Source organism: Ramlibacter sp. (assembly GCF_028291745.1).
Lineage (GTDB): Bacteria > Pseudomonadota > Gammaproteobacteria > Burkholderiales > Burkholderiaceae_C > Ramlibacter.
Map to the genome: position 1 here is coordinate 16,812 of NZ_JAQGNQ010000017.1, position 13,733 is coordinate 30,544.

Sequence of the window (13,733 nt, forward strand, 5' to 3'; positions counted from 1 at the left end):
GGTTGCGCAAAAGTCGCAAAAGGAACAGCCAGTGAAGGTGGGGACTTCCACTTTCCTGGCTGCTTCTTTTGCGAGCTTTGCGCTTTTTCTTTTGCGCCCTCTGCGTCCGGCTGTCCGTCTTCCCGCCGACTAACGCAGCAGGCGCTCCGGATTTGCATCCAGTTTCGCCAGCGCGTCCCGCGTGGCGCGCACGGTGAGCGCTTCTTCTTCGGTGGGCACCAACAGGCCGGCCTGCAGGTAGGCGCCGAGGCGGCGGATCGGCATCAGGTAGCAGTGGCCGTCGCCGGAGGCGAACAGGTGCAGCTGGCGGCGGTCGCTGCACCAGGCGTACTGCACCTGCGCGATGCGGCCGTTGTGATCCAGCGTGAACCAGGTTCCCGGCTGCAGCTCGTTGGCCCATCCCATCATCGCGGCGCTCGGTTGCGAGCCGCCGGCGCTGATCACCTGGATCATCGAGGCGTCGATGCCCAGCATCATCTCGATCGACTCCTGGTCCAGCGGCAGCTCGCCGGCATCGTCGTCGGAGACGAAATCCTCCAGGTTGGCCAGGCGCTTGGTCATCTCCTCGATGCGCGCATGCGGGATGGCTTCGGTCTTGGACAGGAAGGCATCGGCCAGCGTGTCGCCGATCACCTTGATGTGGTTCTCCTGGTCCGTCGAGTTGAGGCCCAGCATGCTCATGCCGCGGCGCAGGCGCGCCAGCAGGTCGGGCAGGTCCTGGATCACCTTGGCGCGGTCGTGCCGGTTCGGCTTGGCGCTTGCGGCCCATACGAGGTCGCTCGCTGACTTCTTGAGAGCGAGCGTGTCCTCGTGTTGCGGGCCGTTCTTCACGGCGGCCACGGCCAGCACCTCGGCCCAGACCTTGAACAGGAACTCGCGGATCTCCTCGCGCACCGGCACGTCGGAGAGCATCTTGCGCAGCTCGATGGTGTACTGGATCGCCATCGTCTCCTTCTGCTCCACCTGCTGCGCGACGCTCACCAGCTTCTGCGTCGGGCCCTTCTCGGTGAGGAAGCGCGAAAGGAAGCGGTGGAACTCGTCGTACACCAGCTGGAACACGCGGCGGCCGGTCTCGGGATACTGCTCGATCACCTGCACCACGCGGCGGATCTCGGTCTCCAGCGCGCTGCCGGAAATCGCGCTGGCATCGAAACCGAGCACGCAGGAACCCATGCGGTCGATCAGCTGGCGCGCCGGGTGCTCGAGCGAGCCGAAGAACTCGGGTTCGGCCAGCGCCACCCGCAGCACCGGCATCTGCAGGCGCGCGAACCACACGCGCACGGCGGGGGGAATGCGTTCCTCGGCCAGGATGCTCTGGAACATCAGGGCCACGATCTCGATGGTCGCCTTCTCGCTGGTGGTGGCGGCCTTCTGTTTCAGCTCGGTGGTGCGATGGCGCAAGTCCAGCGCCACCTGCTCCACGGCGTCGTCGTCGAAGATCACGACGTCGCCGACGGTCATGGCCTCGTTGACGCGGGTCTGCACCTGCGTCTGCACCTGCGTGGCGTGGTGCGTCACCGCCGCCACCAGCGAGGGCGAAGGCTGCTGCTGGGTGCCGCCGTCCTGGCCATCGAAGCCGCCGCCGACCTTGTCCCGCAGCAGCCGCTTGAGTTGTCCGATCACGCCAGTGGCCCGTGCCCGCGCGCGCGCCATCGGCGTCGTGCCGGTGTTGCGCCCGCCCGAGGGGCTGCTGCCTTCCGGCGCGAAGAACGAGTCACCCAGCATGCTGTCGCCGACGACCGAGCCGTCCTGGCGGGCCATGCCGTTGCCACCGGCCGCGGAACCACCACCGCCGTCGCGGCCGTTGGCCTGCGCGTAGCTGCCGTTGCCGTTGGCGCCGCCGTTGCCGTTGCCGTTGTGGCCGCCGCCTGCGTTGGCGCCGCCGCCGGCGCCCCCGTCCTGACCCGAAGCATCACCGCCGTAGCCACCGTTGCGGTTGGCGCTGCCACCGGAACTGCCGCCGCTGTAGCCACCGCCGCCGCGACCGCCACCGGCGTAGCCGCCGGCACCGCCAGCTCCGGCACCGCCGCCGTACCCGCCGCCGCCCGGCCCACCCTGGCCACCGCCGCCACCGCCGCGACCGGCATACCCGCCGTTGCCGCCACCGCCCGCATAGGCATTGCCGCCACCGGCCGAGCCACCATCACCGCCGCCGCCAGGGCCGCCGTATCCACCGCCGCCGCCACCGGATCCGCCACCGCCACCGCCCTGGCCGCCCTGCCCATGACCGCCACCGCCACCGCCACCGCCGCCGGACCCGCCGCCCCCGAGCCCGCCGAAATTGGAGTTGCCGGCGTTGGGATCGGGGTTGACCGCCGGCCGTGGCGTCTGCGGGCTCACGACCGGGCGCTTGAGCCGGACGCGCAGGTCGATGTGCGGCAGCACGCCGCTCTCGACCAGGAATTCATTGGCCTGCTGATAGCCCTCGAGTGCGCGCGGCGCGATCTGGTCGCGAATCACGTCCTTGACGATCATCCAGGTCTCGCGCGGCAGCTTCACGGCCGTCCACTGCTCCACCACGATCTGGGCCAGCGCCTCCGGCCGCAGGATGTCCTCGCTGGCGAGTTCCTCACCGCCCTCGAGGTGGGCGATGCGCAGCTTCAGGTCGTTCAGGTCCCAGACCGCCTTTTCCTGCACCGCCATCGCGAGGCGCGACGACAGGATCTTGTTCTCGACGACGTCGTCACCGATCAGCTCCAGGGTGGCGAGCTCCATGCGCATGCGATTCGTGGCGGCCGCGGGCACGACGGCACGGCGCCAGGCGCGCGCGACCGCATCGACCCAGCGGGCTCCCGTCTGCTCGAACTCCACCAGCGCATCGCGCCGCTGCTGCATGTCGCGGCTGCTCTGCGCCGTGCTCATCTGCTCCGTCAGCGTGGCGCGCACCGCCTCGGCCAGCGCTGGCAGCACGCCCTGCATGTGGGCGACGAACCGCTCGCGCGCCTGCCGCGCCAGGGGTACGGCAGCAGGAATGAGCGTGGACGACATCCGCTCGCGCTCCCTCAGACGGTGGCGCCGGCGTTCGGATCGGCCGGGTCACCGGCTTCGCGCTTGCCCGGTCCCTTGACCAGGTCCTCGCGCTTGATGCCCAGCCACATGGCGATGGCCGCCGCCACGAAGACCGAGGAGTAGATGCCGAACAGGATGCCGATGGTCAGCGCCAGCGCGAAGTAGTGCAGCGTGGCGCCGCCGAACAGCAGCATGGACAGCACCATCATCTGGGTGCAGCCGTGGGTGATGATCGTGCGGCTGATCGTGGAGGTGATCGCGTTGTCGATCGTCTGCACCGTGTTCAGCTTGCGGTAGCGGCGGAAGTTCTCGCGGATGCGATCGAAGATCACCACCGACTCGTTGACCGAGTAACCCAGCACCGCCAGCACCGCCGCCAGCACCGCCAGCGAGAACTCCCACTGGAAGAAGGCGAAGAAGCCCAGGATGATGACCACGTCGTGCAGGTTGGCGATGATGGCCGCCACCGCGAACTTCCATTCGAAGCGCAGGGCCAAGTACAGCATGATGCCGGCGACCACCATGCCCAGGGCCTTGAGGCCGTTGGACACGAGTTCCTCGCCCACCTGCGGCCCCACGAACTCCACGCGCTTGAGCGTCACGGCCGAATCGGTCGCCTTGAGGGCGGCGATGGTGCGCTCGCTCTGTTGCGCCGAACTGACGCCTTTTTGCGCCGGCAGGCGGATCAGGACATCGCGCGAAGTGCCGAAGTTCTGCACCTGGACGTCCTGGTAGCCGAGGTCGGAGACTGCACGGCGCACGTGTTCGACGTCGGCGGGCTGGCTGTAGCTCACCTCCATGACCGTGCCGCCGGTGAATTCGACGGAGAGGTGCAGCCCCTTGGTGAACAGGAAGAACACGGCGGCCAGGAACGTGACCAGCGAGATCACGTTGAAGACCAGCGCGTTCTCCATGAACGGGATGTCCCGCCGGATCTTGAAAAACTCCACTGCTTGTCCTTTTGGGGGCGAACGACGCACCCCGAGCATTCTCGGTTACTCGGCCTTGGTTATAGCGCCATCGGCGCCCGGCCGCCAGACTGTTCCTATCGATACCGCCTTCAATTTCTTCTGCCGGCCGTACCAGAGGTTCACCAGGCCCCGGGAAAAGAAGACCGCGGAGAACATCGAGGTCAGGATGCCGATGCAGTGGACCACCGCGAAGCCGCGCACCGGGCCCGAACCGAAGGCGAGCAGCGCCACGCCGGCGATCAGGGTGGTGACGTTGGAGTCGAGGATGGTTGCCCAGGCGCGGTCGTAGCCCGCGTGGATCGCCGCCTGCGGTGAGCTGCCGCTGCGCAGTTCCTCGCGCACCCGCTCGTTGATCAGGACGTTGGAGTCGATGGCCATGCCCAGCGCCAGCGCCATGGCGGCCATGCCCGGCAGGGTCAGCGTCGCCTGCAGCATCGACAGGATTGCCACCAGCAACAACAGGTTCACCGCCAGGGCGATCGCCGAAAACAGGCCGAACAGGTTGTAGTAGATGACCATGAACACCACGATCGCGGCAAAGCCCCAGGTCACGGAGTGGAAGCCCTTGGCGATGTTCTCGGCACCCAGGCTGGGGCCGATGGTCATCTCCTCGATGATCTCCATTGGCGCGGCCAGCGAGCCGGCGCGCAGCAGCAGCGCGGTGTCGTTGGCCTCGGCCGTGCTCATGCGCCCGGAGATCTGCACCCGGCCGCCCCCGATTTCGCCCCGGATCACCGGCGCCGTCACGACCTCGCCCTTGCCCTTCTCGAACAGCAGGATGGCCATGCGCTTGCCGACGCTCTCGCGCGTCACGTCGCGGAAGATGCGGGCACCCTTGGCATCCAGCGTCAGGTGCACCGCCGGCTCCTGGGTCTGGCTGTCGAAGCCGGCCTGGGCGTCCGTGAGGTTCTCGCCGGTCAGCACGACCTGCTTCTTCACCACCACCGGGCGACCTTCGCGATCGAGGTAGCGCTCGTCGCCGAAGGGCACCGGGCCGCTGCCGGCCTCGGCCGAGCGGCCTTCGCTGCCTTCGTCGACCATGCGCACTTCCAGGGTCGCGGTGCGACCCAGGATGTCCTTGGCGCGCGAGGTGTCCTGCACGCCAGGCAGTTGCACCACGATGCGGTCGGTGCCCTGCTGCTGGATCACCGGCTCGGCCACGCCCAGCTCGTTGATCCGGTTGTGCAGCGTCACCATGTTCTGTTTCAGCGCCTGGTCCTGCACGCGGCGGGCGGCCTCGGGCTTGAGGGTGGCGTTGAGCGTGGTGGTGTCGCCTTGCACGCTGTCGGTCACGGCCAGGTCGGGGAACTGGTCGGCGATGGTGCTGCGGGCGGCCTGCAGGGCGGCCGGGTCGCGGAAGCGAATCAGGATGGACTGCCCGTTGCGCTCGATGCCCGCGTGGCGCACGTTCTTGTCGCGCAGCACGGTGCGCAGGTCACCCGCGTACGACTCGGCCTTCTTGGTCAGTGCCGCCTGCATGTCCACCTGCAGCATGAAGTGCACGCCGCCGCGCAGGTCGAGGCCCAGGTACATGGGCGCGGCGCGCAGCGCAGCCAGCCAGGTCGGCGTCTTCGACAGCAGGTTCAAGGCGACCACATACGGCGCGTCGTCCTGGTTCGGCGCCAGCGCGCGCTGGATCACGTCCTTGGCCTTCAGCTGGACGTCCGTGTTGGGCAGCCGCACCTTGATGGAGTCGGCCTCCTGCACGGTCGACAGCGGCTGGATGTTGGCCGCGGCCAGCGCCTGCTGGATCTGCGCCTGCGTGGAGGCATCGACGTGCACGCTGCTGCGCGCGGACGACACCTGCACGGCGGGATCCTCGCCGAAGAAGTTGGGCAGGGTGTAGAGCACCCCGATCAGCAACGCGATCCCGAGGATCACGTATTTCCAGAGAGGATATCGGTTCATCAGGTGGACGCGTGGTGCGCGAGCACCCGCGTTTCGTCTTTATTTGATCGAGCCCTTGGGCAGCACCTGCACGACGGCCGTGCGCTGCACCTGCACTTCGACGCCCGGGGCAATCTCCACGCCCAGGTAGGTGTCGCCCAGCTTGGTCACGCGCCCGAGCACGCCGCCGGTGGTGGCGACTTCGTCCCCCTTGGCCAGCGCCTCGACCATCGTGCGGTGCTCCTTTTGCCGCTTCATCTGCGGGCGGATCATCACGAAGTAGAGGACGACGAACATCAGCACCAGGGGCGCCATGCTCATGAGGGAGGACTGCATGTCGCCGCCGCTCGAGGGGGCCGGTGCCACTTGGGCGAACGCGGAAGAAATGAACACGGATGACTCCACTCCGGAAACCGGACAAGCAAATCCCCGCGCCACGGCTGCACGCCAGCAGCCCTGCCGCGGGAGGAAAAAAGGATTGTATGCGGCCCCCTTCGGGCCGGCCGTCCGGGTAGCCCCTCAGGCGCCCGGCGCCGGCCCGGGATCAGGCCACCTGCCGCCGTTGCCCGCTGGCACGCCACTGCTGCAGCAACTGCTCCCACTGCGGGCGCACGGCCGCGAGGTTGCGCGCTTTCACGTGGCCGTAGCCCCGGATCTTCTCCGGCAGGCCGGCAATCTCCACCGCCAGCGCGTGATTGCCCGGCTGCAGTCCCGCCAGCAGCTCCTGCACGGTCTGGCGGTATTCGTCGATCAGCGCGCGCTCGGTGCGTCGCTCCTCGCTGTGGCCGAAGACATCCAGCGCAGTGCCGCGCAGGCCCTTCAGGCGGGCCAGCAGCTTGAACAGGTAGTACGTCGAGGGGCCGAACTTCTGCTTGACCAGCTCGCCCTTGTCGTTGTGCTTGGCGATAAGCGGCGGCGCCAGGTGATAGTGAATCTTGAAGTCGCCTTCGAACCGCGCGGCCACCTGCTCGCGAAAGCCGGTATCGGCATGCAGGCGGGCCACTTCGTATTCGTCCTTGTAGGCCATCAGGCGGAACAGGCCCTTGGCGACGGTCTCGCCCAGCGTCGTCTTGCCCAGGGGCAGTTCGGCCGCACGCACCTGCTCCACCAGTTCGCGATAGCGCGCGGCATAGCCGGCGTTCTGGTAGGCGGTGAGGAATTCGACGCGGCGCGCGACGATGCTCTCCAGGGTTTCGCGCTTCTTGAATTCGATCACCTGGGCGCCGGCGCCGGTCAGCGCCGCCACCGCCTGCGGCTCGTGGGCGGCGCGGCGACCCCATTGGAAGGCTGCCTTGTTGTTGTCCACGGCCACGCCATTGAGTTCGATCGCCCGCAGCAGCGACTCGCGCGCCAGCGGGATCCAGCCCTTTTGCCACGCGTAGCCCAGCATGATCGGATTGGTGTAGATGCTGTCGCCCATCACCTTGGCGGCAAGCCCCTCGGCGTTGAAGGCGGCCAGGTTCTCCGCGCCGACGGCCTTGCCGATTTCCAGCGCGCAGGCGTCCGAGGGATTCTCCCAGGCCGCGTTCTTCACGAAGGCCGCGGTCGGCGTGCTGTGCGCGTTCAGGGCCACGTGGGTGCGGCCCGGGCGCATGCGCAGCACCGTCTCCTTGCCGCCGGTGACGATGGGATCGCAGCCGATGATCAGGTCGGCCGCGGCCATGCTCACGCGCGTGGTGCGGATCGCATCCTGGTGGTCGGCGATCAGCACGTGGCTCCAGGTGGCCCCGCCCTTTTGCGCCAGGCCCGCCGCGTCCTGCGTGACGATGCCTTTGCCCTCGATGTGCGCCGCCATGCCCAGGAGCTGGCCGATGGTGATGACGCCGGTGCCACCGACGCCGGCGACGACGATGCCGTAGGCGTCCGCGGTGGCGGGCAGCAGCGGCTCGGGAAGTTCGCCGCCCTCGTAGGGAGAGGGGCCGGCATCCTTCTGCTTCGCCTTGCCCTTGAGCTGCCCACCTTCGACGGTGACGAAGCTCGGGCAGAAGCCCTTGAGGCAGCTCGTGTCCTTGTTGCAGGTGCTCTGGTTGATCGTGCGCTTGCGGCCGAACTCGGTCTCCAGCGGCTCCACCGACAGGCAGTTGGACTGCACGCTGCAGTCGCCGCAGCCCTCGCACACCAGGTCGTTGATCATCACGCGCACCGCCGGGTCCACCAGGGTGCCGCGCTTGCGGCGGCGCCGCTTCTCGGTGGCGCAGGTCTGGTCGTAGATGATGGCCGTGACGCCGGCGATCTCGCGGAACTCGCGCTGGACGCGATCGAGCTCGTCGCGATGGTGCACCGTCACGCCCGCGGGCAGCCTGGCGCCCTGGTATTTCTCGGGCTGGTCGGTCACCACCACCATCTTCACCACGCCCTCGGCATCCAGGCTCTGCGCGATCTGCATCGGCGTGTGGCCCTCGGGGCGTTCGCCCACCGGCTGGCCGCCGGTCATGGCCACGGCGTCGTTGTAGAGGATCTTGTAGGTGATGTTGACGCCGGCCGCGATCGCCTGCCGGATCGCCAGCAGGCCGCTGTGGAAGTAGGTGCCGTCGCCGAGGTTGGCGAACATGTGCTTGTCGTGCGTGAAGGGCTGCTGCCCGACCCACGGGACGCCCTCGCCGCCCATCTGCGTGAAGCCGATGGTGGCGCGGTCCATCCAGGTCGCCATGAAGTGGCAGCCGATGCCGGCCATCGCGCGCGAGCCTTCCGGCACCACCGTCGATGTGTTGTGCGGGCAGCCCGAACAGAACCATGGCTGGCGCTCGCCCTTGACCTCCACCACCTGCATCGATTGTTCCTTCGCCTGCAGGATGGCAAGTTGCGCGTCGATGCGCGCCTGCACGTCGGCGTCGAGGCCCAGCTTCTTCAGGCGCCTGGCGATCGCGCGTGCGATCAGCGCCGGCGACAGGTCCGCGTTGGCGCGCAGCAGGGTGTGGGCCGTGGGATTGGGCATCGCCCATTCGCCGCCCGAGTAGTCGCCCTCGATCTCGTCGAACTTGCCCAGCACGTTGGGCCGCACGTCGGGGCGCCAGTTATAGAGTTCTTCCTTGATCTGGTACTCGATGACCTGGCGCTTTTCTTCCACCACCAGGATCTCGCGCAGCCCCTGCGCGAATTCGCGCGTGCCCTGCGCTTCCAGCGGCCACACCACGCCGACCTTGTGCAGGCGGATGCCCAGGCGGCGGCAGGTCTCGTCATCCAGTCCCAGATCGAGCAGGGCCTGGCGCGTGTCGTTGTAGGCCTTGCCGCTGGCGATGATGCCGAAGCGGTCGTGCGGCGTGGAGATCACGTCGTAGTTGAGGCGGTTGGCGCGGATATAGGCGAGCGCGGCGTACCACTTGGTGTCGAACAGGCGCGCTTCCTGTTCCAGCGCCGTGTCGGGCCAGCGGATGTGCACGCCACCCGGGGGCATTTCGAAGTCGGTCGGGATGCGGATCTGCACGCGCTCGGGATCGATGATCGCGGTGGCGCTCGACTCCACGATTTCCTGGATCGTCTTCATGCCGGCCCAGACGCCCGAGAAGCGGCTCATGGCAAAGGCATGCAGCCCCAGGTCCAGGATCTCCTGCACGGTGGCCGGGAAGAACACCGGCAGCCCGCAGGCCTTGAAGATGTGGTCGCTCTGGTGGGCCGCGGTGGAGCTCTTGGCCACGTGGTCGTCGCCGGCCACCGCGATCACGCCGCCCCAGGGCGTGGTGCCCGCCATGTTGGCGTGCTTGAAGACGTCGGAGCAGCGGTCCACGCCCGGGCCCTTGCCATACCAGATGCCGAACACGCCGTCGTACTTGTTGCTGCCCGCGGGTGCGAATCCCAGTTGCTGCGTGCCCCAGAGGGCCGTGGCCGCGAGCTCCTCGTTCACCCCCGGCTGGAAGACGATGTTCTGCGACTGCAGGTACTTCTTGGCCTTCCACAGCGCCTGGTCGTAGCCCCCGAGCGGCGAGCCGCGGTAGCCGCTGATGAAGCCCGCGGTGTTCTTGCCGGCCAAGGCATCGCGCTGCCGCTGCAGCATCGGCAACTTCACCAGCGCCTGGATGCCGCTCATGAAAGCCCGACCGACGTCCAGCGAATACTTGTCGTCCAGCGTGACGGTTTCCAGCGCCTTGCGGATGTGTTCGGGCAGCGGTGCGTTCATCGCGTGTTGTCTCCAGTGGGCTGTGCGCCTCGTAGAGAGCAGTGTATGCCCGGCAGCACGAACTGTTTTTGCTTTCTGTGCCCCGGACCGGCTAGGATGAGAAAGGATCTTGCGCAAATTAGGGATAAATGGAAACACTCGACCGTTACGACCTCCAGATCCTGGCCGAGCTGCAGGCCGATGCCCGCGTCACCAACGCGGAACTCGCGCAGCGCGTCGGGCTGTCGGCGGCGCCGTGCTGGCGGCGCGTGCGGGCGCTCGAGGAGGCCGGTTTCATCAAGGGCTATCACGCGGAAATCGACCGCCACCGCATCGGCCTGGGCGTGCTGGCCTTCGTGCGGCTGGATGCCGAGCGCAACACGGGCGAGCGCACGCGGGAAATGGAAGACGCGATCCGCGGCATCCCGGAGATCGTCTCGTGCCACTACATCAGCGGCGCGGGGACGTTCGAACTGCAGGTGGTCTCGAAAGACCTGGACAGCTTCTCGCAATTCGCCCGCAAGGTGCTGATCAACCTGCCGAACGTGAAAGACATCCACACGAGCTTTTCGCTGGGCGAGGTGAAGGCCAGCAGCAGCTGGCCCCTGTCGCACCTGAAGGGCTGACCGCCCCCTGGCTACAGGACGTAGTCGCCGACCCGCCGCAGTGCCGCCTCCGCCTCGGCATAGGCGCCGGAGGCGTGCAGCAGCCGAGCCGCCGCCAGCTCGCGCCACACGATCAGGCGCGCCTGCAGTGCGACGGCGTCGGCGGGCGCGACGCCCGGAGTGGCGGTGGCCGCCGCGGCCGCCTGGTCCGCCTTGCCCTTCAGTCCGGCCTGCGCATACAGCACCGCCAGTTCCGCCAGCGTGCGGGCACGCTCGGCCCCCGCGCGCGTGAGCGCCATCGTCTGCAGCGCGCCGGCGCTGGCCCCGATCTGCGCCTGCGCACTGGCATCGGTCAGCCGCGCCAACTGCTGCAGCAGGACGGCGCGCTGCGGCAGGTCGGCCACGCGCTCGGCGGATTGCAGGCCGCGCGCCAGGCTTCGGGCGGCGGGCTCGGCCTTGCCCGACTGCGCCTTGAGCTGCGAGTCCATGGCGAGCAGGCGCGCCTGCACCGCCGGGTCGGCCGCCTCGTCGGCCAGGCGTTCCAGCCGTGTGCCCGCCGTCTGGGCGCGCGACCAGGCGCCGGCGCGGATCGCCCGCGTCGCCTCCGAGAGCAGCGTCTGCCCGACGGCGACGGTCAGTTCCGAGGCCACGGCGGTGCGCTCCGCTTGCGGCTCGATGCGCTTGGCTGCCTGCACGCCCTCTTGCAGGAAGGCGCGCGGCACTTCCTCGGACAGCGCCGGCTGGCCGCTCAGGATGGCGCCGGCCAGCCCGAGCGATTGCGCCTGGCGGGCGGGGCTCGCCGCCGCGCGCGCCCGCGTCAGCAGCGTGTCGACGGCGGCGCGCGATTGGCCCGGCGCCACGCCCTGGAGCGCCCAGGCGCGGACTTCGACATCGGTGGCCTGCGCTGCGGCGGCGAGCGCCGGGTCCGCGACCGTGCGCGACGAGGAGCCGAGCGCGGCAACCACGGCCTGGGCCCGCGACCACTCGCCCATCTCCGCCAACTGCCGTGCCAGCTCCAGCGCAAGCATCGTCTTCACGGCGGGGGGGACCGGCACCGGCGGGACTTCGGCCGCGGCCGCGGCCGCGGCATCGCCCGAACCCGTCGCACCCGCGACACCGGCACCGGCGCCCACGCCGACCGATTTGCCCAGCACCTGCGCGGCCGCCACCGCCTGTTCGATCGTGAGGCCCTTGCCGCCGGTGCCCTTGCCGGCAGCTTGCTGGATCAGCGGATCGTCGAGATCCGCATCGGCCACCGGCGTGCCCTCGGCCGGCGCTCCGGCGGCCGCCTTGCCACCCATGCTTGCCAACAGCTTGTCGGGGTCGCCGGCCGCGGCCACGGTGCCCGTGCCGCCGGCCTGCTGCCAGGGCCAGGTGCCGAGGCTGCCGCGGCCACCGACGAAGGCCCCGGCCGCGACCGCCAAGGCTGCCACTGCCAGCACCGGCGCCGAAGTCAGGCGGCTGCGGCGTTCCTTCAGGCCGTATTCCTTCTCCAGCTCGTCGCGGATCTTCTTGCGCAGCGCCGCCTCGAGTGCGTTGCGCGTCTTCTGCTCGGAATCCCTGGCCTCGCGCGCAAGCTGGGAATCGATCTTGGCGCGCTCCTGGCGCAGCAGCTTGCGGCGCAGCACGTCCTCCGGGCTGACCTTGTCGACGAACACGCCGCATTCGGGGCACTGGCGTTGCGCCCCGAGTTGCACGCGCTGCTCGCAGGCGGGGCATGTCACGTTGGCGTCGCTGGTCAACTCGAACTTGTCCTGCAGCAGCAGCACCGGCGTGATCTCCACCAGGAGCCCTGCCTTGCCGAACTGGGCCTGGGCAGCATCGGCACGCGCGCGCGACACATTGGTGCCGATGCGGATCTGCGGCGCGTTGCGCAAGGCGTTGAGCAGCGCCTGCGCCCGCTCGGGCTGGATGCCCGCCGCACGGGCCTGGCGTTCGACGTCTTCCAACGTCGTGTTCGCGCGCATCTTCACGTCGACATTGAACAGCGGCTCATCGCCGGATGCCAGCTCGGGATGACTGCTCCCCGCCGTCGCCTGGACCATGTGGAAACCCTTCTTGAGGGTCGCGAGTGTATCAAGTTGTGTTCACAACCGACGAGCAGTATTTCTTCCTGTCGCCTGGACGCCATGTCCTCAGGGAATCTGTCGCGGCCACAACGCCCACATCGCCAGCGGCTGTTTCAGCCGGCCGGCGATCTCCCCCGCGGCGTCGCCCCAGCCTACGAAGTAGTCCGCCCGCACCGCGCCGACGATGGCGCTGCCGGTGTCTTGCGCGAACACCAGGCGGTGCAGGTCGATCAGCGGGCCGGGGGAGGACAGCCAGACCGGGGTGCCGTAGGGAATGCTGTCCTTGTCCACCGCGATCGAGCGGCCCGGCGTCAGCGGCACGCCTTGGGCGCCGCGCGGGCCGAAGCCGGCGTCGAAGTCCGACAGCGGCTCCTCGCGGAAGAACACCATCCGCGGATTGCTCCACAACAGCTCTTGCAACCGCTGCGGATTGGCCCGCGCCCAGGCCTTGATGCCGGGCCAGGACGCATCGCGCAATGCGCCCTGCTGCAACAGCCAGCCGCCGACGCTGCGATACGGCTGCTCGTTGCTGCCGGCGAACGCGACCCGCACCAGGCTCACGCGGCCATCGGGCTCCACGATGCGCAGGCGCCCCGAGCCCTGGATCTGCAGCGCCAGCGCGTCCAGGGGATCGGCGAGGTAGGCGATCTCGCGACCGCGCAGCGCCGCCCGGGCCTGCGGCAGCGTGTCGATCTCCTGCCGCGTGTACCAGGGGCGCCGGCTGGCGAGATCGGTCGGCGGGCGGTACAGCGGCACGGACTGCATTGCCGTCGGCACCCGGGTGGCATCCAGCATCGGCTCGTAGTAGGCGGTGAGCAGCGACTCGGCGCCGCCCTGCAGCGGCTCGACGCGATAGGGCTGCAGCCGCTGCATCATCCAGGCGCGCTGCTCCTCGGGCGTGGCGATCGAGAGACGCCGCACCTCCGGGCACAGCGCCGATTGCGGCGGCAGCGGCCGCTCGCAGCTGCGGATCCAGGCGCCCCAGGCCTCGTGCAAGGCGTCATCGCCGAAGCCCGGCAGGTCCGACCAGCGCACCGGCGTCCAGCGGCTGCGGCCTTGCAGCAGCGCGGGCCCGAGCGGCACCGCGTCCTCGGGCGCA

8 protein-coding genes are annotated in these 13,733 nt (G+C 69.1%); 1 reads left to right on the forward strand and 7 read right to left on the reverse strand.

Annotated features, from left to right (window positions below; translation table 11 throughout):
* Positions 1-129: 129 nt before the first annotated feature.
* The 5 genes from JWP60_RS02650 to JWP60_RS02670 form a co-directional block, all read right to left on the reverse strand.
* Complete coding sequence (locus JWP60_RS02650; protein WP_299786101.1) at positions 130-2,988, reverse strand: DUF1631 family protein; 2,859 nt, start codon at positions 2,986-2,988, stop codon at positions 130-132.
* A 14-nt stretch (positions 2,989-3,002) separates the two neighbouring features.
* Positions 3,003-3,959 (reverse strand): protein translocase subunit SecF, encoded by a 957-nt coding sequence (gene secF / locus JWP60_RS02655; protein ID WP_299786103.1) that lies wholly within the window; start codon positions 3,957-3,959, stop codon positions 3,003-3,005.
* A 45-nt stretch (positions 3,960-4,004) separates the two neighbouring features.
* Positions 4,005-5,888: a protein translocase subunit SecD gene (gene secD / locus JWP60_RS02660; RefSeq protein ID WP_299786105.1), complete on the reverse strand. Its 1,884-nt coding sequence runs from the start codon at positions 5,886-5,888 to the stop codon at positions 4,005-4,007.
* Positions 5,889-5,927: 39 nt separating this feature from the next.
* Positions 5,928-6,260 (reverse strand): preprotein translocase subunit YajC, encoded by a 333-nt coding sequence (gene yajC, locus JWP60_RS02665; RefSeq protein WP_299786107.1) that lies wholly within the window; start codon positions 6,258-6,260, stop codon positions 5,928-5,930.
* Positions 6,261-6,411: 151 nt separating this feature from the next.
* Positions 6,412-9,981, reverse strand: a complete 3,570-nt coding sequence (locus JWP60_RS02670; RefSeq protein WP_299786109.1) for an indolepyruvate ferredoxin oxidoreductase family protein — start codon at positions 9,979-9,981, stop codon at positions 6,412-6,414.
* Between the two features lie 128 nt (positions 9,982-10,109).
* Between JWP60_RS02670 and JWP60_RS02675 the strand changes: the two genes are divergently transcribed.
* The gene (locus JWP60_RS02675) at positions 10,110-10,586 is read left to right on the forward strand and encodes an Lrp/AsnC family transcriptional regulator (RefSeq protein ID WP_299786111.1); all 477 of its coding nucleotides are present in this window, start codon (positions 10,110-10,112) and stop codon (positions 10,584-10,586) included.
* 11 nt (positions 10,587-10,597) lie between these two features.
* Here the strand turns inward: JWP60_RS02675 and JWP60_RS02680 are convergent, their stop codons facing one another.
* A complete protein-coding gene (locus JWP60_RS02680) occupies positions 10,598-12,610 on the reverse strand; it encodes a hypothetical protein (protein WP_299786113.1) in 2,013 nt (670 codons plus the stop codon).
* Positions 12,611-12,700: 90 nt separating this feature from the next.
* On the reverse strand, positions 12,701-13,733 hold a 1,033-nt coding region (locus JWP60_RS02685; RefSeq protein WP_299786115.1), incomplete at its 5' end, for an MltA domain-containing protein.